General features: G+C 65.2%; 19 protein-coding genes. 4 read left to right on the top strand and 15 right to left on the bottom strand.

All coding sequences use genetic code 11. The features are described 5' to 3' along the window. Window positions 1-12 precede the first annotated feature (12 nt). The 4 genes from AC1RWI_RS31360 to AC1RWI_RS31345 all read right to left on the bottom strand — a co-directional run bounded on the left by AC1RWI_RS31360 (window position 13) and on the right by AC1RWI_RS31345 (window position 3,199). Entirely contained in the window at window positions 13-870 is an 858-nt protein-coding gene (locus AC1RWI_RS31360) for a M78 family metallopeptidase domain-containing protein (protein ID WP_043352827.1), read from the bottom strand. A 149-nt stretch (window positions 871-1,019) separates the two neighbouring features. Beyond that, window positions 1,020-2,177 (bottom strand): acyl-CoA dehydrogenase family protein, encoded by a 1,158-nt coding sequence (locus tag AC1RWI_RS31355; protein ID WP_043352825.1) that lies wholly within the window; start codon window positions 2,175-2,177, stop codon window positions 1,020-1,022. A gap of 160 nt (window positions 2,178-2,337) precedes the next feature. After that, window positions 2,338-2,736, bottom strand: a complete 399-nt coding sequence (locus AC1RWI_RS31350; RefSeq protein WP_043352823.1) for a lysozyme inhibitor LprI family protein — start codon at window positions 2,734-2,736, stop codon at window positions 2,338-2,340. A 142-nt stretch (window positions 2,737-2,878) separates the two neighbouring features. After that, the gene (locus tag AC1RWI_RS31345) at window positions 2,879-3,199 is read right to left on the bottom strand and encodes an H-NS histone family protein (protein WP_043352821.1); all 321 of its coding nucleotides are present in this window, start codon (window positions 3,197-3,199) and stop codon (window positions 2,879-2,881) included. A 1,092-nt stretch (window positions 3,200-4,291) separates the two neighbouring features. On the opposite strand from AC1RWI_RS31345, the gene AC1RWI_RS31340 reads away from it, so the two are divergent. From AC1RWI_RS31340 to AC1RWI_RS31330, 3 genes are all read left to right on the top strand, one after another. Then, window positions 4,292-4,483 (top strand): hypothetical protein, encoded by a 192-nt coding sequence (locus AC1RWI_RS31340; protein WP_144409914.1) that lies wholly within the window; start codon window positions 4,292-4,294, stop codon window positions 4,481-4,483. 4 nt (window positions 4,484-4,487) lie between these two features. Further along, window positions 4,488-5,438, top strand: coding sequence for a LysR family transcriptional regulator (locus AC1RWI_RS31335; protein WP_043352819.1), 951 nt, complete (start codon window positions 4,488-4,490; stop codon window positions 5,436-5,438). A gap of 102 nt (window positions 5,439-5,540) precedes the next feature. Next, window positions 5,541-6,014 carry an aminoacyl-tRNA deacylase gene (locus AC1RWI_RS31330; protein WP_492870267.1) on the top strand — a complete coding sequence of 158 codons (474 nt, stop codon included), beginning with the start codon at window positions 5,541-5,543 and terminating at the stop codon, window positions 6,012-6,014. Between the two features lie 124 nt (window positions 6,015-6,138). Here AC1RWI_RS31330 and AC1RWI_RS31325 read toward each other — a convergent pair whose 3' ends face one another. From AC1RWI_RS31325 to AC1RWI_RS31275, 11 genes are all read right to left on the bottom strand, one after another. Continuing rightward, window positions 6,139-7,140, bottom strand: coding sequence for a Bug family tripartite tricarboxylate transporter substrate binding protein (locus AC1RWI_RS31325; RefSeq protein WP_043352816.1), 1,002 nt, complete (start codon window positions 7,138-7,140; stop codon window positions 6,139-6,141). A gap of 309 nt (window positions 7,141-7,449) precedes the next feature. Further along, complete coding sequence (locus tag AC1RWI_RS31320; protein WP_492870266.1) at window positions 7,450-8,703, bottom strand: Zn-dependent hydrolase; 1,254 nt, start codon at window positions 8,701-8,703, stop codon at window positions 7,450-7,452. A 55-nt stretch (window positions 8,704-8,758) separates the two neighbouring features. Beyond that, the gene (locus tag AC1RWI_RS31315) at window positions 8,759-9,832 is read right to left on the bottom strand and encodes a histone deacetylase family protein (RefSeq protein ID WP_492870265.1); all 1,074 of its coding nucleotides are present in this window, start codon (window positions 9,830-9,832) and stop codon (window positions 8,759-8,761) included. Window positions 9,833-9,850: 18 nt separating this feature from the next. Next, window positions 9,851-10,168, bottom strand: coding sequence for a cupin domain-containing protein (locus AC1RWI_RS31310; RefSeq protein WP_043352811.1), 318 nt, complete (start codon window positions 10,166-10,168; stop codon window positions 9,851-9,853). A 40-nt stretch (window positions 10,169-10,208) separates the two neighbouring features. Continuing rightward, window positions 10,209-11,675: an NAD-dependent succinate-semialdehyde dehydrogenase gene (locus AC1RWI_RS31305; protein ID WP_492870264.1), complete on the bottom strand. Its 1,467-nt coding sequence runs from the start codon at window positions 11,673-11,675 to the stop codon at window positions 10,209-10,211. Window positions 11,676-11,779: 104 nt separating this feature from the next. Next, on the bottom strand, window positions 11,780-13,042 hold the full coding sequence (locus AC1RWI_RS31300) for a 4-aminobutyrate--2-oxoglutarate transaminase (protein ID WP_492870263.1): 1,263 nt from the start codon (window positions 13,040-13,042) through the stop codon (window positions 11,780-11,782). Window positions 13,043-13,108: 66 nt separating this feature from the next. Next, window positions 13,109-14,746 carry an ABC transporter ATP-binding protein gene (locus tag AC1RWI_RS31295; RefSeq protein ID WP_492870262.1) on the bottom strand — a complete coding sequence of 546 codons (1,638 nt, stop codon included), beginning with the start codon at window positions 14,744-14,746 and terminating at the stop codon, window positions 13,109-13,111. A 19-nt stretch (window positions 14,747-14,765) separates the two neighbouring features. Next, window positions 14,766-15,605, bottom strand: a complete 840-nt coding sequence (locus AC1RWI_RS31290; protein ID WP_150986491.1) for an ABC transporter permease — start codon at window positions 15,603-15,605, stop codon at window positions 14,766-14,768. Beyond that, complete coding sequence (locus tag AC1RWI_RS31285; RefSeq protein WP_492870261.1) at window positions 15,602-16,606, bottom strand: ABC transporter permease; 1,005 nt, start codon at window positions 16,604-16,606, stop codon at window positions 15,602-15,604. The genes AC1RWI_RS31290 and AC1RWI_RS31285 overlap by 4 nt, the downstream gene beginning before the upstream one ends. 79 nt (window positions 16,607-16,685) lie before the next feature. Further along, a complete protein-coding gene (locus AC1RWI_RS31280) occupies window positions 16,686-18,248 on the bottom strand; it encodes an ABC transporter substrate-binding protein (RefSeq protein ID WP_492870271.1) in 1,563 nt (520 codons plus the stop codon). Window positions 18,249-18,367: 119 nt separating this feature from the next. Beyond that, window positions 18,368-19,726: an ArgE/DapE family deacylase gene (locus AC1RWI_RS31275; protein ID WP_492870260.1), complete on the bottom strand. Its 1,359-nt coding sequence runs from the start codon at window positions 19,724-19,726 to the stop codon at window positions 18,368-18,370. 177 nt (window positions 19,727-19,903) lie between these two features. On the opposite strand from AC1RWI_RS31275, the gene pdxR reads away from it, so the two are divergent. After that, window positions 19,904-21,502 (top strand): MocR-like pyridoxine biosynthesis transcription factor PdxR, encoded by a 1,599-nt coding sequence (gene pdxR, locus AC1RWI_RS31270; protein ID WP_492870259.1) that lies wholly within the window; start codon window positions 19,904-19,906, stop codon window positions 21,500-21,502. The last annotated feature ends 218 nt before the right edge of the window (window positions 21,503-21,720 follow it).

Raw genomic sequence — 21,720 nt, 5'->3', positions numbered from 1 at the left:
CGCGCCAACGCGTCAGATGGGAAAGGCGGCGCGCTGGCGCGCGCCTGCCCGGCTTGCCACGTGCCTGGGGCCCACGGCCAGCTCGATGCCCACGCCGTCGCCAAGCAACAATGCCTGCGACGCCGTGCGCACGCCCATGCCGCCACCGAGGTCATCGGCCCGCAGCCCGAACGCCGTCTCGCTCGCCCACATGCCCAGCACAGCGCCATCGCGCTTGAGCGTCAGCACGGCCTTGTGCGAGGTATAGGACAGCCAGCGCCGCGCCACGTGATGCACCGGCAGGCAGAGGCGCTCGGCCAGCGCGTCCAGCACATCGAGGTCCACCGCGCCGGGCAAGGCCAGGCGGCAGGCATTGAGCGGCATCAGCAGCCGGCTGGCAAAGGCATAGGCGAGCCCGCCGGCCGAGTCATCGTCTGGCATGGCCATCAGCTCGGCATTGGTGCACTCCACGTAATCCAGCTCGCTGCCACCCAGAAGCTGCCGGCCCAGCAGGTACGCAATCATGAAGCGCACATCCGTCGCTGCCAGGCTATCGCTGTAGAGGATGGTCCAGGCGCCCGTGCCCGTGCGATACAGCGCGCCATCGAAGCTTTGCAGGCGGGTTGGCTGGACCGAGGAAACCGGATCGTCGCGGCCCAGCGCGCCGGCCGCATCGAGCGCCAGGCGGATGCAGTCCAGCGGCGTGTAGGCGGGCCGCGCGGCGCAGGCCATCAGCGCTTCGATGATCGGGTAGCAAGGCGCGGTGCTGTCCGGGCCCGCGCGGTCATTGCCGGGCACCGCCTGCGAGGGCGGCGCATCGAGGCGGCAAGGGGCGCGCATGGACGGAAATCCGGCGTAGCCAGCGGGAACCTTGAGAGCGGCAATAGCCATTGAGGCAGCCTCCGTTGAGACAACAGGACATTGCGTTGCGCGCGTCCATTGGCCAGGCCGATGCACGCTGCCCACGAGTGGCATTAGTGCGGCACGGGCCCTCTCGCGGATGCCCGCCGGTCGTGCCGGCGGGCATCCGCGCCCACCGATCAGTCGCGCAGCAGCTGCTTGGCGATGATCAGTTGCTGGATCTGCGTGGTGCCTTCGTACAGGCGCAGCAGGCGTACGTCGCGATAGAAACGCTCTGCCTTGTACTCGGCGATATAACCGGCGCCGCCATGGATCTGCACGGCGCGGTCGGCCACGCGGCCCACCATCTCGGTGCAGAACATCTTGGTGCAGGAGGCCAGCATGCTGACTTCCGGATCGCTCTTGCCCGGGGTCTTGGCGTCGTAGCGCTGGGCGCAATCGCGCACCATCGACAAGCCGGCGTACAGCTCGGCCTGGCTATCGGCCAGCATGGCCTGGATCAGCTGGAAATCACCGATCGGCTGGCCGAACTGCTTGCGCTCCTTGGCATAGGCCACGGCATCGGTAATCAGGCGGTGCGCCATGCCGCAGGCCAGCGCCGAGATATGCAGGCGGCCGCGGTCGAGCACCTTCATGGCCGTCTTGAAGCCAACGCCGGGCACGCCGCCGATGATGTTGGCCGCCGGCACGCGCACGTTTTCCAGCACCACGTCGCAGGTCTTGGTGCCGCGCTGGCCCATCTTCTTGTCCGGCTTGCCAAGCGAAATGCCCGGGGTGTTGGCCGGCACGATGAACGAGGAGATGCCCGAAGCGCCGGTGCCGCCGGTGCGCGCCATCAGGGTAAAAGCGCCCGCGCGCGGTGCGTTGGTGATGAAGCGCTTGGTGCCGTTGATGATGTAGTGGTCGCCGTCGAGCTCGGCCTTGGTCTGCAGCGAGGCCGCGTCGGAGCCGGCATTGGGCTCGGTCAGCGCGAACGAGATCACCAGTTCGCCGCTGGCGATCTTGGGCAGGTATTCCTGCTTTTGCGCCTCGGTGCCGTCCATCAGGATGCCCTGCGAGCCGATGCCGACATTGGTGCCAAAGACCGAGCGGAAGGCGAAGGCTGTGTGGCCAAGGTCATACACCACGTCGCATTCCTGCGACATCGACAGGCCGATGCCACCGTAGTTCTCAGGGATGGAGATTCCGAACAGGCCCATCTCCTTCATGTCGGCAACGATGTCCGCCGGCACATCGTCGGTTTCCTCGAGCGTGTCTTCCGCCGGCTTCAGGCGTTCGTCGATGAAACGCTGCACCGACGCGCGCAGCAGCGAAAAGGATTCTGCATCCAGGCTCATGGGGATCTCCGGTCAAAGCAAGCAACGATGTGCCCGACATGGTACGCCGTCACCCGGTTTTGACAATCCCACATGTCTTGAACAGAATGGATAATCCCTTTTGACAATCTGGAGAAGGGCACAAAGAGGCATCTTCTTGGTGCCGCTGGCCTCCTGCTGGCTAGCGCCCTGCCGCTTCGGCGGCGAAATCGCTAAGCTCCCGCGCCCGGTCCGCCGTCATCTGCATCAGGCAGGCAGATGCGTTGACACCGGCGATCGTGCCGCCATCGGGATCGGCCTGGAAGCTGCAATTGGCGTCCCGGAACTTCAGCCAGGCGCGCTGGGCGTCGAGCAATGTTGCTTTCCTGGCGGGAGGCAATGCCTGTTGAAGGCCTTTATAAGCGGCATTCAGCGATTTATCCTGCCGCGCCGTCTCCGCCCCGATGCAGTCATGCATGCCAGCAGTCGTGACATCCGGACGATCCATGCAGGCCCCGTATTGCTTTGACAACAATTTTTCGTCGGCTTGCGCGGCAAAAGACGCGCAGAGCATCAACGCGCAAAGCAGCGCTTTTTTCATATTGGGTCTGGGGGGGGGGAATTTGATGAGGGGCGCCATTGGCCCTGCGCACGGCGCGGCCAATGGCTTGCCACAGCGCCCGCAAAGGAGAAGCTGGCGCCGGCGGGGCCGGCGCCACTGTGTCACTGAGACAGCAATGCGATCAGGCTTCGGCGATCAGGAAGCGGGCACGGTTCTTACCCAGCCATCCCGGTGCGCGGCCACGGCCGGTCCAGGTGGCGCCGGTCTTGGGATCGCGATACTTCGCGGGCAGGTTGGACTTGGGCTTGGCCACGGCGCCATTCGCGCTGGAAGCCGGACGGCCCCGGCGGCGCTTCGGGGCGATGTCTTCTGCCGTCAGCTCATACTCCGCCATCAGGCCCTGGATCTGCGCAATAATGCCCGCCACTTCGCTGGCACGCATCTCGGCCAGCTTTGCTTCGAGCGCTTCCTTCTCTGCAATCAGCTGCTTGTAAGTTGCCATTTTGATTCTCCTGGAGCGGTGTTAATTCAATGATAGGGGAAAATTTGCTGGCATAGACTACCACGTTTGATTAAAGAAAATCCAATCGCGTAAGAAGTTGATACAACCGACCCGCTTTGCACAAGAATAGAAAACGCCATGGACACGCCGAATGCGGGTGCGATTGGACGCCGGATCGCATGCGCTAAGCCTGCGCATTCCGGATCGCAATGCGGGTTCAGGTAATACCCTATATGCCGGATTTCTCTGCCATGCGACCGGCGCCATTGGATCCCGTCATTGGATCCCCCCATCGGATCCCCCCATTGGATCCCGTGTTTGGCATGCGTGCTGACGGTGCATTCACCCGACAGCGCGATGACACAATATGACAACATCCCGAAAGGTTTCTGAAAGGCCATTGCCCCGCAGGCATGGAAGCCGCAATACCCGTCCCGCCATGAAAAATGTACGGACAATGTGATAGAAAAGCCTGTCGGAGCGCGCCCGGTTTTGCCGTAATTGCCCCCAAACCGGATAAACGCATGGGCCTGAAGCTAAGCAATATCCACTTTTCAGCGCAAGCTCGCATGCATCCACGCCTGGACTCGATCCTGGCTTTGATGCCTGGCATTCAAGTCCTGTCAATCATCCACAACCCGAAATTGGCGAGCCGCTAGTGCGATGCAAGCCCACGGCGGACCGGCTCCGGCACAGCGTTTGATACGCTGTATTCGCGCATGCAGAATCCAGTGCTCACTGTCTTTCCCTGTCTTTCCCTATCTTTTCAATCGGCGCCGGACCACATCCAACGCAAAGACCTTGCGAATTTCTCCTCTCCTCTCCTTACCGACCGGGCCCGGTGATACCGTGCAAATCGCGCCATTCCAAAGAAAGCCGGCGACGCCAATATTGGGGAAAACGCTATGCCACATAGTCCGGAGCCACCCCCTGAGACGCCGATAGCACCGCGCGAGTTCCGCCGCTTCGGCGCGCTGGCGGGCATTGCCTGCAAGCTCATGCTGGAGCCTGGCCAGTCTTGCGCGCAGGCGAAGCTGTCCAGCATGCCGGCCAAAGCCTGCTGCGGCTATTGCCGCCGCTCGATGCGATGTAGTGGCAGTCCGCTCCCCCGCACTGGAAGAAATCGTTTCTGACGAAAATCATCGCTTCGGCATCAGGGAACATAAAGGGAATGCCTCGGCGCGATCCTTTGCGCATTGGACGCGCGGCACACTTGATAAACTGTTTGCCATGCCCGTCAACGCCAGCACGCTTTTACCCGAGCAAGAGCAAGCCACCAAATGAACAAATGGACCTGAACGCCTTACGCCTTTTCGTGGACATCGTCGACGCCGGCAATCTCTCGGCTGCCGCGCGCAAGCTCAAGATGACCCGCGCCAACGTGAGCTACCACCTGAAGGCGCTGGAAGAAGCGCTGGGCGTGCAGCTGCTGCGCCGGACCACCCGGCACGTCGAGCCCACGCCCGTGGGCGCCGGCCTGTACGAGCACGGGCGCAACATCCTCGGTGAAGTGGCGGCGGCCAACGCGCTGATCAACAGCATGGGCAAGAGCCTGCATGGCCATGTGCGCTTGTCGGTGCCTACCGGGCTGGGGCACGCGATGCTTTCGCCGCTGCTGGTGAAGTTCAAGCACCGTTACCCCGACATCACCCTTGATGTGGTGTTCGACAACCGCATCCACAACCTGGTGTCTGAAGACGTGGAGGTGGCGCTGCGCATCATCTCCACGCCGCCAGACTCGGTGGTGGCAACCGAGATCGGCGTGGTCGAGTGGGTGGTGTGCGGGTCTCCCGGCTACCTGGCCACGCAGCCGCCCCTGCGCGACCTGGCCGATCTCAAGGACCACGCCATCGTCTGCGCCTCGCCCATCGGCCAGAAGCTCAAGGCCTTCGGCACGCGCGGCACCGGCAGCGACGCCGTGCGCGAGCAAGTGGCGTTGGAGCCCACGCTGAGCTCGGAGAATTTCGCCTTCCTCAAGGACGGCGTGCTGGGCGACCTGGGCCTGGGCATCTTCCCGCTCTATGCCATCGGCGCGGAACTCGACGCGGGCATCCTGCTGCCCGTGCTGGCGGATTACCACATCAGCGTGTTCGGCAGCCGCCTCTATATGCTGACCATGCCCAACCGCTACCAGACCATGGCCACGCGCTACCTGCTGAACTTCCTCAAGACCGAACTGCAGGCCCTGTGGCCACAACCGCGCCGCCTGCCGCCCATGGATGCGCACGACGAAGCATGACGCGCCACGCATGGCACCCCGGCGCCAAAGGCACCGTCTATAGTAGGAAGCGCTAGGGTCCGTCGCGGCCCTGAGCGCAACGTACAGCGAAGGAGACGCATCATGGCCTTGGCTACCACCCTGGCAAATTGCCTCAACAGCAGGAACAGCCGTTTCGACACCATCCGCCATCCCTACACCCTCAGCAGCATGGCCACTGCGGAGGCAGCGCACGTTCCCGGAGATCGCCTGGCCAAGACCCTGTTGCTGGAGGATGACATCGGCTACGTGGCCGCGGTCATCCCGTCCAGCCATCACCTGAACCTGGCAGCCATCTGCGCGCAATCCGGCCGCGCGCTGGTACTGGCCCACGAAGAGGAGATCCGCGAAGTCTTCAAGGATTGCGACCTTGGCGCCATCCCGCCGGTAGCCATGGCCTACGGCATGCATACCTACCTCGACGATGCCCTGCTGGCCCAGCCCGAAGTGTTCTTCGAAGCCGGCGATCACCAGCAACTCGTGCACATGAGCAGCGAACAGTTCGCCGACCTGATGGTCGGCGCCGAGCATGGGCGCTTCTCACGCCACATGATGTAGTGGGTGATTCTTGGGTAAGTCTTGAATGATTCTTGAATGATTTTTGATAGGCTTCCGGTATCAGGCAAGAGCGGAAAAAGCACCCGGTTCGCCGGGTGCTTTTTTTTGCCTCGCGCCGGAGACGCTACTGCAGGCTGATCCCCGACTGCTTGACCAGCTTCTCCGTGCGCGGGATTTCCGCGCCTACCATGGCGTTGAAATCGGCCACTGAACCACCGCGCGGCTCCGCGCCGGTTGCGGCGAGCTTCTCGCGAAAACCCTGGTCCTTGAGCAGCTTGTTGATCGAGACGTTCAACTTGGCAACCACCTCGGCTGGCGTGCCTTTCGGCGCGACAATCCCGTACCAGGGCGCGATATCGAAGCCCGGATAGCCCTGCTCGGCAATGGTGGGAATATCCGGCGCCATCGGCGAGCGCCTGGCATTGGATACACCCAGCGCGCGCAGCTTGCCCGCCTTCACATACGGCAACCCCGTCATGATGGTGTCGAAGTACATCGACACCTGTCCGGACAGCAAAGCGGGAATCGCCTCGCCCGCGCCTTTGTACGGCACATGGACGATATCGATGCCAGCCAGCGCCTTGAGCATCTCGCCTGCCATGTGCGACGTGGTGCCCGCGCCAAACGACGCATAGGTCAGCTTGCCCGGGTTGGCCTTGGCATAAGCGATCATTTCCGGCAGCGTCTTGAAGGGCAGGCCAGGGCTGGCCAGCAGGATGTTTGGCGTGATGGCCACCACCGCGACCTTCTCGAAGGCGTCTGGATCGTAGCTGAGCTTCTTGTAGAGGAAGCGGTTGGTCACCATGGAAGCGGGCCCCGACATCAGCAAGGTGTAGCCGTCTCCAGGCGCGCGCGCGGCTGCCTCGCTGCCGATCATGGCCGCGGCGCCTGGCCGGTTTTCGACGACGAAGGTCTGGCCGTACTCGCGGCCCAGGCCGATGCCGAGCTGGCGCGTGATGAGATCGGTAGCGGAGCCCGCCTGGAACGGCACGACGATGCGCACGGGTTGGGTGGGCCAGTCGTGTGTGGCTTGCGCCGATGCGGGGGACGTGGCAACCAGGCCGGTGGCCAGCATGGCCGACAGCGCGATGGCGCCAGTGCGGTGTTGGAGAAAACGGAAGGACATGGGATTCCTTGCTTCTGGAAGTGAAGACGTGAACCGTCGTGGTGGCAGCGACGGGCGATACGCTTGAATTGCAAGTGCTGTGCCATCCGGTTTGGGCCGGAAAGCCGGTCTGCGCGGACGCGGCGGGGCCGCCCCCGCCGTTACCGTGGTGTTGGGTTGGCTAACGCACCGCGATGGTCAGCGGGGCTTCGCGCCGCGGTGCATCCTGCTTGGCCGGCGCACTGGTTTGGACCGATCCGTGACGGCTCCGGGGAACGTCGCCGCTCAGGCAACTCAGGCAGCTCAGGCAGCTCAGGCAGCTCAGGCAGCTCAGGCGCTCACGCCACCAGCCTGTGCCACCATCGCGCCCAGCAGCACGTTGGCACCAGCTTCCAGGTGCTCGGGCTTGGCGTCTTCCACTTCGTTGTGGCTGATGCCGTCCTTGCACGGGACAAAGATCATGGCGGTGGGGGCCACCGTGGCGATGTACACCGCGTCATGACCAGCGCCGGTGACGATGTCCTGGTGTGTGTAGCCCAGCGCCGCCGCCTGCTGGCGCACGTGGCCCACCAGTTCCGGCGCGAACGGCGTGGGCGGGAAATACTGCACGTCTTCGATCCGCACGCCGAGCGGGTTGCCCGTGGTCTTGCCTTGCGCGAGCGCGTCGCAGGCCGCGCGCAGGCGGGCATCCATCTCGGCCAGCTTGCCGGCGTCCTGGTGGCGCAGGTCCACCGTGAACTTCACCGTGCCGGGAATCACATTGCGCGAGGCCGGGTGGACATCGAGCACGCCCACCGTGCCGCGCCCGTGCGGCGCGAAATCGTGCGCGATGCGCACCACCTCTTGCAGGATGAATGACGCGCCATACAGCGCATCCCGGCGCAGCGGCATCGGTGTGGGACCGGCGTGAGCCTCCATGCCGGTCACGGTCACGTCGTACCAGCGCAGGCCGAGCGAGCCCGTCACCACGCCGATCACGTTATCGGCGTCCTCCAACACCGGGCCCTGCTCGATATGCGCCTCAAAATACGCGCCGATCTGGCGGCCGCCCACTTCGGCGCTACCGGCGTAGCCGATGGCACGCAGTTCATCGTCCACGCGCTTGCCGTCGTTGTCTGTCGCATCCAGCGCGGTCTGCAGCGGGAAGATGCCGGCGAACACGCCCGAGCCCATCATCACCGGCACGAAGCGCGTGCCTTCCTCGTTGGTCCAGATCGCCAGCTCCAGCGGCGCCTCGGTCCGCACGCCCTGCTCATTCAGGGTACGCATGACTTCCAGCCCGGCCAGCACACCAAAGCAGCCGTCGAACTTGCCGCCCGTGGGCTGCGTATCGATATGGCTGCCGGTCATCACCGGTGGCAGGCTGTCGTTGCGCCCGGCACGGCGGCCGAAGATATTGCCGACCTTGTCAACCGTGACGGCAAGGCCGGCATCGCGCATCCAGCCCGTGACCAGGTCGCGCCCCTGGCCGTCAAGCGCGGTAAGCGCCAGGCGCGCATTGCCGCCGCGCGGCGTGGCACCGATGCGCGCCAATGCCATCAAGGACTGCCAGAGGCGGTCGCCATCGATCTTCAGTGTCGTCATGTCGGCTCTCTTTGTGCAAGTGGAATCGGGTAGCGCGAGGGTTGCGGCATGTGGCTCAGGCCGTGGCGGGCACGAGGCCCGACAAGAAGGCATCGAGCGCCGGACCAATGGCCTCGACCTCGTAGCCGCCTTCCTGCACCACCACCGTGGGCACGCCCAGCGCATTGATGCGCTCGCCAATGCCGCGATAGGCATCCAGCCCCACGCGCAGCACGCTGATGGGATCGTGTATGTAGGTGTCGAAGCCCAGTGCCAGCACCAGTGCCTGCGGACGGTAGTCGCGCAGGGCATCGAGCGCGTTGTCGAGCGCGCCGAGAAAGCCGGCGTCCTCGGTGCCGTGCGGCAGGGGAAAGTTCAGGTTGTAGCCATAGCCCGCGCCGTAGCCACGCTCATTAGCGTAGCCGGTATAGAACGGGTAGTAGGCGCTCGGATCGGCGTGCAGGGAGATCGTCATCACGTCGCAGCGTTGGTAAAAGATTTGCTGCGTGCCATCGCCGTGGTGCGCGTCCACGTCGAGCACCGCCACCTTGCTGAAGCGCTTGAGCAAGGTCTCGGCGGCGATGGCTGAGTTGTTGACGTAGCAAAAGCCCACCGCGCGATCGCTGTGCGCATGGTGGCCGGACGGGCGCGACAGCGAATAGGCAATGCCTTGCCGGTCCTGTTGCTCGCACACGGACTCGGCGGCAGCCACGGCGCTGTGCGCGGAGCGCAGGATGGAGCGCCAGCTCTGCGGCCCGAGCGGCGCGCTCAGGTCGCCGAGGTAATAGCCGGCCTGGGCAATGATGGAATCCGTCGGGCACGGCACGCGGCGCGGCTGGTCCACGCGGCCGTTGTAGTAGGGCGAAAGATTGGGCAGCACTTCGATGCCCGGCTCGAACCCGGGCCGCGCCAGCGCCATCCAGCGCTCGTACGCATAGCCTAGAAAATCCAGATACGCCGGGCTGTGCACGGCCTCCAGCGGCGCGCGGCCAAAGTCGGCCGGCTCAGCCAGCGTGATGCCGCGCCCGGCCAGCGCGCGTTGCAGCGCGTGGGCCCGGGCGGGCACGTCGGTGGGTTCGCACAGGCGGCCCGCACGCATGAACTGGCGGGGCTGGTGCAGCAGTTGGTCATCCGAGAAGAAGGCGCGCATGTTTTTTTCAGGTGAGACTCACGGTTTCCCGGCTGCGGGAGGCGGCGCAACGGGCTTGATCTCGATTTCCACGAACACGCATTCGCCTTCGTGCGCGTTGATCACGTTGTGCTCGACGCCCGCGCCACGGTAATAGGCTTGGCCCGCGACGAGCTGGCTGACGACTTCGCCGGCCGGCGTCTCCAGCCGCAGCGCGCCGGTAGTCATCGGCACCACCACGTAGTCGTAGCCGTGGCGGTGATGCCCGGTCTGCGCGCCCGGCGCAAAGCGCCACTCGGTCACGACCACGCGATCATTGTCCACCTGCACGGTGGGTACGGCCTGGGGTCTGCTCATGGTGGTTTCTCCTGAAGACGCGTTACGTTGTGCCGAGGGCTTAGCGGTCCACGCCGCCCATGCAGAGGTACTTGACCTCCAGGTATTCCTCGATGCCGTACGAGGCGCCTTCGCGGCCCAGGCCGGATTGCTTGACGCCACCGAAAGGCGCCACCTCGTTGGAGATCAGACCGGTGTTGATGCCCACCATGCCGTACTCCAGCGCCTCGGCCACGCGCCAGATGCGCCCGATGTCGCGGCTGAAGAAGTAGGAGGCCAGGCCGAACTCGGTATCGTTGGCCATGTTGACCACTTCCTCGTCGCTGGTGAAGCGGAACAGCGGTGCGAGCGGGCCGAAGGTTTCCTGTTTCGCCACCACCATGTCCGGCGTGACGTTGGCCAGCACGGTGGGCTCGAAGAAGGTGCCGCCCAGGTCGTGGCGCTTGCCGCCCGTGAGCAGGCGCGCGCCTTTGCCCAGGGCATCGGCAATGTGCTGCTCCACCTTGGCGACCGCATCTTCATTGATCAGCGGGCCTTGCTGCACGCCGGGCTCCAGGCCGTGGCCGACCTTGAGCGTCTTTACCGCGGCAACCAGCTTCTGGGCAAAGGCGTCGTACACCTTGTCATGCACGTAGAGGCGGTTGGCGCAGACGCAGGTCTGGCCGGCGTTGCGGTACTTGGAAGCCATGGCGCCTTCCACGGCGGCGTCCAGGTCCGCGTCGTCGAACACGATGAAGGGCGCATTGCCGCCGAGTTCCAGCGACAGCTTCTTGATGGTGGGCGCCGACTGGCGCATCAGGATGCGGCCGACTTCCGTGGAGCCGGTAAAGCTGAGCTTGCGCACCACCGGGCTGCCGGTCAGCTCTGCGCCGATCTCGATCGAGCTGGCGGCGTCGCCCGTCACCACGCTCAGCAGGCCGGCGGGCAGTCCAGCGCGCTCGGCCAGCAGCGCCAGCGCGAGCGCCGACAGCGGTGTGTCTTCTGCCGGCTTGAGCACCATGGCGCAACCCGCCGCCAGCGCCGGGCCGGCCTTGCGGGTGATCATGGCCAGCGGGAAGTTCCACGGCGTGATGGCCGCGCACACGCCAACCGGCTCCTTGACCACCAGCAGGCGCTTGTCGGACGCGGGCGTGGCCAGCACGTCGCCGTGGACGCGCTTGGCTTGCTCGGCGAACCATTCCAGGAACGATGCGGCGTAGACGGCTTCCCCGCGCGCCTCGGCCAGCGGCTTGCCTTGCTCGGTGGTCATCAGCACGGCCAGGTCATCGGCATTGGCCAGCATCAGGTCGTACCAGGCACGCAGCACCTGGGCACGCTCGCGGGCCGTCTTGCGGCGCCATGCGGCCTGCGCCACGCGGGCCGCCTCGATGGCGCGGGTCGTTTCCGCCGCGCCCATCAGCGGCACGGTGCCGATCAGCGAGCCGTCGGCGGGGTTGGTCACGGGGAAGGTGGCGCCGCTGTCGGCGTTCTGCCACTGGCCGCCGATAAAGGCTTGCGAGCGCAGCAGGGTGGGGTCTTTGAGTTGCATGATCGTTCTGACTCTCTCTGTCTGTTCGTGGATAGCTTCGTGGATGGCTTCGTGGATGGCTTCGTGGGTGGCTTCGTGGGTGGCTTCGTGGGTGGCTTCGCGGCTCAGCGCGTCAGCACATCGGCCAGGATATCCAGCCCTTCGTTCATCACCGCGTCGGAAATCGTCAGCGGGAACAGGAAGCGGATCACATTGCCGTACACGCCGCAGGACAGCAGCAGCAAGCCTTGCTCCAGCGCGCGGTTCTGCACCTCGCGCGTGAACTCCGCATCCGGCGCGCCGTCGGCGCGGCGGAATTCCACCGCCACCATCGCGCCCAGGCCACGGATCTCGGCGATCTGCGGCACGCGCGCCTTCAGGGCCTCCAGCCGCGCGACCAGGCGCTGGCCAAGTGCCGCGCCACGCGGGATCAACTGCTCGCCTTCCAGCACGTCCAGCACCGCCAGCGCCGAGGCCACCGCCAGCGGGTTGCCGGCGTAGGTGCCGCCCAGGCCGCCGGGCGCGGGGGCGTCCATCACCTCCGCGCGGCCACACACCGCCGACAGCGGCATGCCGCCGGCCAGGCTCTTGGCCATGGTGGTGAGGTCGGGCACCACGTCGTAGTGCTCCATGGCAAAGAGCTTGCCGGTACGGCCGAAGCCGGTCTGCACTTCATCGGCCACCAGCAGGATGCCGTGCTCGTCGCAGATCGCGCGCAGCGCCTTGACGAAAGCCGGCGGCGCCACGTTGAAACCGCCTTCGCCCTGCACCGGCTCGAAGATGATGGCGGCCACGCGCTTGGGATCCACGTCGGCCTTGAACAGGTGCTCCATCGCCTTGAGCGCGTCCTCCACCGACACGCCATGCAGCGCGCACGGGTACGGCGCGTGGAAGACTTCGCCGGGGAACGGGCCAAAGCCTACCTTGTACGGAACCACCTTGCCGGTCAGCGCCATGCCCATCATGGTGCGCCCGTGGAAGCCGCCGGAGAAGGCGATCACGCCCGGGCGGCCGGTCGCGGCGCGGGCGATCTTGATGGCGTTCTCCACAGCCTCGGCGCCGGTGGTGAAGAACGCCGTCTTCTTGGCGCAGCGGCCGGGCGCGCGCTGGTTGATCCGCTCGGCCAGCTCGATGTAGCTGGCGTACGGCACGATCTGGTAGGCGGTGTGCGTGAAGCGCTCAAGCTGGCGTTGCATGGCTTCGACCAGGCGCGGGTGGCGGTGGCCGGTGTTGAGCACGGCGATGCCGGCGGCGAAGTCGATATAGCGCTTGCCTTCCACGTCCCAGATCTCCGAATTCTCGGCACGCTCGGCGTAGAAGTTGCACATCACGCCAACGCCACGGGGCGTGGCGGCATCCTTGCGGCGAACCAGTTCGGCATTCTTCATCTGTTGCTCCATCTTTGATATCGGTTGTGCTGTCGGGGTTGTGCTGTCGCGATTGTTCTTTCAGGGTCAGGCCGCGGCGCGGATCAGGGTCGGGTCCCACTCCTTGCCGGGAATCGCGGCAATCAGCCGCTGCGTGTAGGCATGTTGCGGCGCGTCGAAGATCTGGTCTGGCGGTCCTGACTCCACCACGCGGCCTTTGTGCATCACGATCACGTGGTGGCAGATCTGCGCGGCCACGCGCAGGTCGTGGGTGATAAAGATCAGGCCGATGTTCAGCCGCTTCTGCAGGTCGGCCAGCAGTTGCAATACCTGCGCCTGCACCGAGACATCCAGCGCGGAGACGGATTCATCGGCCACCAGCAACTTGGGATCCAGCGCCAGTGCGCGCGCAATGCCGATGCGCTGGCGCTGCCCCCCGGAGAACTGGTTGGGATAGCGGTCGAACGCGGAAGGCTCCAGGCCCACCAGCTGCAGCAGCTCACGCCCGCGCGCCTGGGCCTGCGCCAGCGTCGCGCCATTGGCGATTGGCCCATCGGTGATGATGCGGCCCACCGTATGGCGCGGGTTCAGCGAGGCGAACGGGTCCTGGAAGATCATCTGCACATCGCTGCGCAGCGGGCGGAACTGGCGCTCCGTCAGTCGGGCTATGTCCTGGCCATCGAACAGCAGCTCGCCGCCGTCGATGTCGGTCAGCTTCAGCAGGCATTTGCCGATGGTGGACTTGCCCGAGCCGGATTCGCCAACGATGCCGAGCGTCTGCCCGCGCCGCACGCTGAAGCTCACGCCGTCCACGGCGTTGACCACGCGCTTCTTGCTGAACAGGCCACCGCCGGAGGAATACGTCTTGCGCAGGTCGCGCACCTCCAGCACGGTCTCGGCCGCCTGCTGGTCGCGCGCCTTGGCGCGCCCGTGCGGCACGGCGCCGATCAGCCGCCGCGTATAGGGATGCTGCGGATGGTTGAGCACCTGCTGCACCGGGCCTACCTCCACCAGCACGCCCCGCTCCATCACCGCGACGCGGTCGGCGATTTCCGCCACCACGCCGAAATCGTGCGTGACGAACATCACGCCCATGCCCTTGTCCGCCTGGATGCGCTTGATCAGCGCCAGGATCTGGGCCTGCGTGGTCACGTCCAGGGCAGTGGTCGGCTCGTCGGCGATCAGCAGCGCCGGCTCCAGCGCGAGCGCCATGGCGATCACCACGCGCTGGCGCTGCCCGCCGGACAGGCGGAACGGATAGCTGTGGATCAGCGTGGCCGGATCGGGCAGGCCGACGAACTCCAGCAGTTCCAGCACGCGCTTTGTCCGCGCCTCGCCGGGGTAGGCGTCGTGCACGCGCATGACCTCGGCGATCTGGTCGCCCACCGTCATCACGGGGTTCAGCGCCGACAGCGGCTCCTGGAACACCATGGCCATGGCCTTGCCGCGCATGGACAGCAAGGTCTGCTCATCCTGCGTGAGCAAGTCCTTGCCCTGGAACAGGATCTGGCCGCCCTGCGGCTTCAGGTACGGCGGCAGCAGGCCCATGATGGCGTTGGCGCTCATCGACTTGCCCGAGCCGGATTCTCCGACGATGCAGAGAATCTCGCCGGCGTGCAGGTCGTAGCTGACCTCCTTCACAGCGTGCGCACGGTCACCGCCCGCGGGCAGCGCAATGGTGAGCTCGCGCACGGATAGCAGCGGTAGCTTGTCTTGTGCTTGCATGGTGGCGTCTTCCTTGTCGTTACTCGCCACGGCGGCGCAGTTGCGGGTTCATGGCGTCGTTCAGGCCTTCGCCGATCAGATTGATGGACAGCACCGTCAGCAGGATGGCCACGCCGGGCCACACGCTCATCCACCACGCTTCGCGGATCATGGTGCGGGCCGCGCCGATCATGAAGCCCCAGCTCATCATGTTGCGGTCGCCCAGGCCCAGGAAGGACAACGCGGATTCCGTCAGGATTGCCGTGGCCACCATGAAGGAGGCCGACACGATGATGGGCGACATGGCGTTGGGCAGGATCTGCGTGAGGATGATGCGCAGCGGCTTTTGCCCGATCACCACCGCAGCCTGCACGAACTCGCGCTGCTTGAGCGTGAGGAACTCGCCGCGCACCAGACGCGCCACCGGCGGCCAGGACACCACCGAGATGGCCGCCACGATGGAGTAGATGGTGGGATTGAAGATCGCCACGATCACCACCGCCATCGCCAGTTGCGGGATGGTCTGGAAGAACTCGGTAAAGCGCATCAGCGCGTCGTCGATGCGCCCACCGCAATAGCCGGCCACCGATCCGATCAGGATGCCGAACACCAGCGCCACGCCGGTGGAGATCACGCCCACCAGCAGCGAGACGCGCGCGCCGTACAGCATGCCAGCGGTGATGTCGCGCCCGAGCATGTCGGTGCCAAAGGGAAACGCCGCGTCGGCAAACGGACGCACCAGCGGATCGCCCACCATCAGCCAGGGTGACTCCTCGTACAGCACCGGCGCCAGCAGCGCCACGGCGACCACCAGCAGCAGCACGACCAGGCCGATCACGGCGCCGTAGTTGCGGCAATAACGTTGTGCGAAGGCTTTCATACCGTGGCTCCCTTGCCGCCCACCGAGATGCGGGGGTCGATGAAGCGGTAGACGATATCGGTCACCAGGTTGAAGAACACAACCAGCGCCGAGGTGACGAAGAAGATGCCGAGCAGCAACTGGTAATCACGTTGCAGCAGGGCATCGAACATCAGCCGGCCAATGCCGGGCCACGAGAACACGGTTTCGGTCAGCACAGCGCCGCCGGCCATCTGGCCGAGCTGGATGCCGGCAAAGGTAATGACCGGCAGCAGCGCGTTGCGCAGCACGTGCACGCGGATCACGCGGCCAGCGGGCACGCCCTTGGCGCGCGCGGTCTTGACGAAGTCCATGCCCATGACTTCCAGCATCGAGGCGCGCGTGAGGCGCACGTACACCGCCATGAAGAAGCAGCCGAGCGAGATGGTGGGCAGGATCATGTGCAGCGCCACATCCTGGATGCGCGCCAGGCCGGTATAGCCTGCGCCGATGGTCTCCATGCCAAACGCCGGCAGCCAGCCCAGCACCACCGAGAACAGGATGATGGCCATCAGCGAGAGCCAGAACAGCGGCGTGGCATACAACAGCAGCGCCGCGGACATCACCGCGCTGTCGATCCAGCGCCGCTTGTTCTCATAGCGCGTGCGCGCCGAGATCACGCCGAGAAACACGCCAAGCACGATGGAAAAGACAAAGGCGCCGCTCATCAGCACGATGGTGGCGGGCAGCCGGTCCAGGATCAGGTCGAGCACCGGCAGGTGATTGCGATATGAGTAGCCAAGATCGAGCCTGGCCACGCCCTTGAGATAGATGCCAAGCTGCGTGAGCACCGGCTGGTCCAGCCCGAACTGCTGACGCAACTGGCCAACGAAGGCGGCATCGCCCGCGCCGGCCTCACCCGCCAGCACCGTGGCGGGGTCGCCAGGCGCCATGCGGATCAGGAAGAAATTGATGATGACCACGCCGAGGACGACCACGAGGGCCTTCCACAGCCGGGATAGCAGGAAAGAGAGGAAATTCACGGCATGCTCCACGCGCGCGCCGGGCGGATGGCCCGGCGCGTGAACTGACTGGCGACTTGTTACCTGGGTAGCAGCGTACTCAGTTCTTCTCGATGGAAACGTTGTCGAACGACTCGTTCAGGCCGATGGCGGTGGTCACGAGGTTCTTCACGTTCTTGCGGTACAGCGTGGGAAACTCCAGCTCGAACAGGTTGCCCGCGGCCACTTCCGTCATCAGGATTCTCTGCACCTGGCTGTAGAGCTTCTGACGCTCGGCCGGGTCCATGGTGACGCTGGCCTTGGCCCAGAGTTCATCGGCCTGCGGATTGCTGTAGCCCTGCACATTGGCGAACGGCGTGCCCTTGACGATGTTCTTGGTCACGTAGAGACGCTCCACGCCCAGCGCCGGATCGCCGTACTGGTAGGTGTAGGTGGCGGTCAGGTCGAAGTCCCAGTTGCTGACGCGGGCGGACCACGTGCCGGCATCGGCGGACTCGATGCTGACCTTGAAGCCAAGCTGTTCCAGCATCTGCTTCATGTACTCGTCAAGCCGGTCCCAGTTGGCGCCATAGGATGACGACAGGATCTTGACCGGGTACTGGCCCACGTTGACGCCGGATTCCTTGATCAGCTCGCGTGCCTTCTTCAGGTTGAAGTCATAGACGGGTGTGGTCTTGTCGAAGAACAGCGTGGCGGAGGCGAACGGGCTGACCGCCGGCTTTCCCATGCCGAAGAAGATGTTGTCCACGATCATCTTGCGATTGAGCGCGTGCATGACCGCTTCGCGTACCTTGACGTTGTTGAACGGCGGCTTGCGCATGTTCATCAGCAGGTTCGACATCGGCGAGAACAGCTCCCAGCCCTTGGTGGTGTATTCCACATTGGGCAACGCGCGCAGGCGCTTCACGTCCACGTTGTCCACGTCGCCGCCGCGCAGCACCTGCACGTCGCCCTTCTCGAAGGCCACCGCGCGCGAGGCCGAGTCCGGGATCACGTAGAACACCAGTTCATCCAGGTAGGGCTTGCCCTTCTTCCAATAGTTGGGGTTCTTGGCCAGCTTGATATAGGCGCCCTTCTTCCATTCCTTGAACATGAAGGGGCCGGTGCCGACAGGCTTCTGGTTGGCCGGGTTGTTGCGGTAGTCCGTGCCGTCGTAGATGTGCTTGGGCATCATGGGCATGGTGCCGGTCTCGAACATCGAGATAAACGGCGGGAACGCTTCCTTGAGCTTGATCTCGACCGTGCTGTCGTTCACGGCGCGGATCGATTCCATGTACTTGTTCAGCACGGCGCGCGTACGCACGTGCACTTCGCGCAGCATCTTGTCGATCGAGAACACCACGTCGGCGGAAGTGAAGGGCTTGCCGTCATGCCACTTCACGCCACTCTGCAATTCGAAGGTATAGGTCAGGCCGTCCGGCGACACCTTCCACGACTTGGCCAGCTCCGGGTGCGGCTTGAGGTCCGGGCCATAGGTCAGCAGGCCCTGGTAGATCTTGCCGGCGACATATTGCGTGGGCGCCTGCGAGTTCATCGCGCTGATCAGGATCGGCGGCTCGGGTTGCACGATGCCGGACAAGGTGCCGCCAACGGTCTGCGCAACCGCGCCGCCCGCGGGCAGCAGTGCCGGTGCCAGGGCCAGGCCGGCGGTTGCCAGCGCCATCGACACCAGGCTTTTGCCAAAGCTCTTTTTCAGGTGTTGGGTGAGGTGTTTCATCGGTCAGTTTCCTGTGGTGGTGATCGTGATCCGCGGATACGCGAAGACGGGTTGCTGCGTGGACTTCAAGCGCTGACCGGCTCTACGCCGCACCAGTCGTGCATGAACTGCGCGAGCGTGGTGGCAACGCGCACCATGCTCTGGATGGAAACCGCCTCGTCGATCCCGTGGATGTTGCGGGCCTGCGGGCCGTAGCAGGTCACCGGCGTTTCCAGCATCAGGCGGAAATGCCGCGCGTCGGTGGTGGCGGTGGTGGCTTCGCGCCGCACTTCTTCGCCATTGACCTTGCGGTGGGCTTCGCCAAGCGCCTGCATGCTGGGCACATCGAGATCGAACTCGCAGCCCGGCGCGTGGAAACCTTCGTAGCGGATTTCGAGCGTGAGGTTGCTGGCCAGGCGCTCCAGCGTGCCGCGCACGCAGGCTTGCACGCGCGCCTTGGCATCCGTCACGCTCATGGTCGGGAAGAAGCCGATGCGAATGCCGAGCGTGCAGGTGCAGGGCACCGACGAGTTCCATTCGCCGCCCTGGATCTGGCCGAGGTTGAAGTTGATCGGGTGCGCGTGGTCGCGGTACGCGGCGGGGCGGTTTTCCGGCAGGTTCCATTCGGCCTCGAGCTTGCGCAGGTCGGCCATCACCTCGATGCCGGCCTCCACCGGGTTCACGCCGGTGGTCATGTAGGCGGCATGCGCCGGGCGGCCGGTGAGTTCGACGAACATCCAGAACACGCCCATCTGCGCGCTCATCAGGTTCTCGCCCAGCGGCTCGGGAATCACAACAGTGTCGAACGAGGCCAGCTTGCCCGCGCCCACCGCGCTGGCGAGCGCGGCCACGGTAGCCAGCGCGCCGTTGCCGGTGTTCTCTTCTTCAAGCACGGCGTTGAAGCCGACCGCGCCGGCGGGCTGCACGCCGAGATCTTTCAGCGCCTTATAGGCGGCGAGCGTGCAGATGATGCCGGCCTTCATGTCGCCCGCGCCGCGGCCGAACAGCCAGCCGTCCTCGACAAACGGCGCATACGGCGACTGGCGCCACATCGACTCCGGGCCGGTGGGCACCACGTCCAGGTGGCCGTTGAACAGCACGGAGCGGCCGCCCTTGGTCGCCGGGCGATGCGTGGCCAGCAGGTTGTAGCGTCCGCCGTCCGGACAGCATGGCGGCGAGAACAGCGGCAGGTCCTTCAACGTCTCGCTGCGCAGGTAGATGCGCTCCGGTTCCAGGCCCAACTCGCGCAGCGCGCCTTCCATGAACGCCACGGCCGGCTGTTCCTGCCCGGAGGGGCTGGGTGCGGCCACGAATTCCGACAACGTACGCACCATGTACGGCTCGAGCGCGCGCACGGCGGCGGCGATGGCATCGGTGGAAAGCGTGGGGGTGGCGGGGATGGCGGACGTAGACGGCGTAGAAGGCGTGGCGGTGGGACGTTGCATAAGTGGCTCCACTGGCTGTCCGGTGCGCGCGCTTGGAACGTGCCCGGAGAGGATCGAATCGGCCTGAGCGGCAAAGCGTCGTTGAGAAAAACGACGATCGAAACAAGATGTGTCGAAACTTAGCCGATCATTGGTACCATACATAGATCCATATTTTTCTTTTCGCGCGGGGCCACTTTGAAAGAGACGATTTTGTCGGAGCTGCTGCTGCAGCGTCTGGAGCGGCCCGCGGATGGTGCTGCGGATAAAAACGGCGCGCATATGAACCGCCAGCTCTACGAGATCATCCGGCAGGAAATCCTTGCTGGGTCTTTGGTTGCGGGTAGCAAGCTGCCTGCGTCGCGCCTGCTTGCGAAGGAGATAGGGGTTTCCCGCAATACCGTGCTTTATGCATTTGAGCAGTTGCTGGCAGAGGGCTATGTCACCGCAGCCAGCGGAAGTGGCACCTTCGTGTCGCAGAGTTTTCCCGACCATAGTGCATTGCACAACGTTAGGGTGCGAAATGGCACCATGCCAGTGCTCGCAGCGCAGCAAAATCAGAACCGCTTCGCGCTTTCGCGGCGCGGGCAGCATCTGGTGTCGCATTCTGGTGCGTCGGATCGCCAATGGGGTGCGTTCGTCTCCGGCGTACCCGACGTTTCGTTGTTTCCGCACGCGGTCTGGGCACGGTTGCTGAACAAGCACTGGCGCGCCCCCAAGCCCGAGCTTCTGACGTATGCGCACAACGGTGGCTACCTGCCGCTGCGCCGCGTGATGGCCGAGCACCTGCGGCTGGTGCGCTCGGTGCGCTGCGAGCCGGAGCAGATCATCCTGACCACCGGCATCCACCAGGCCATCGACCTCATCGCGCGGCTGCTGGGCGATGTCGGCGACAAGGCCTGGATGGAAGACCCCGGCTACTGGGGCACCCGTAGCCTGCTCAACAGCGCCGGCATCGAAACCATCCCCGTGCCGGTGGATAGCGAGGGCCTCGCCCCGGATGCGGCCACGCTGCAGAACCCGCCGCGTTTTATCTTTGCCACGCCGTCACACCAGTATCCGCTGGGCATGGTGATGAGCTTGTCGCGTCGGCGCATGCTGCTGGAATACGCGCGCCAGCGCGGCGCGTGGATCGTGGAGGACGACTACGACAGCGAATTCCGCTTCGAGGGCCGCCCGCTTGCCTCGCTGCAGGGGCTGGATGAACATGACCGCGTGATCTACATGGGCACGTTTTCCAAGACGCTGTTCCCCGGCCTGCGCATGGGCTTCATGGTGCTGCCCAAGCCGCTGGCGCCGCATTTCGCCACCGGGCTGTCGGAGCTGTTCCGCGAGGGGCAGCTGGTGCAGCAAGCGGTGCTGGCCGACTTTATCGAGCAGGGGCATTACGCCACGCATATCCGCCGCATGCGCCAGCGCTACGCGCAGCGCCAGGGGCTGCTGCGCGAGGCCATCGCCACGCGCCTGGGCGCGGACTGGCCCACCTCCACGCATGAAGCCGGGCTGCACATGGTGATCCACCTGCCGCCGGGCGCCGACGACCTCGGCATCAGCATGGCGGCGCGTACCCAGGGCCTGTCGACGCGGCCGCTGTCGCGCTATTTCGCGGACCCCGCGCGGGCGACCAGCCAGGGCTTGCTGCTGGGGTATGCCTGCGTGCCGGACGACGAGATCGCGCCGGCCTTCCACAAGCTGGCGGAGGTGATCGAACCCGCGCTGGAGCATCTGGCGCGCACGCAGGTGCCACGCCGCGCGCCGGCAGCGGGGATCAACCGGGAAGCCTGGAGCGGGGCCTGAGTGTGCCGATGCCCGGCCAAACCGATGCTGACTTCCAGGCCACGGACAACGCCGCGGACAACGCCGCGGAAGCGGCAAGCTCACCGGCACCCCCCATTGCGGCGATGGTGCCATCGTCGCCAGCCCGATTGGCCCTTAACGCTATGCCCATCCTCCCATAGCATTAGCACCCTTCTCCTTCACACACACCGCACATGGCAAGTCCCGCTCCCCAACCC

The sequence above is a fragment of the Cupriavidus sp. MPR-AND1C genome (assembly GCF_058809705.1).
This window is presented reverse-complemented; position numbering and strand designations above follow the sequence as displayed.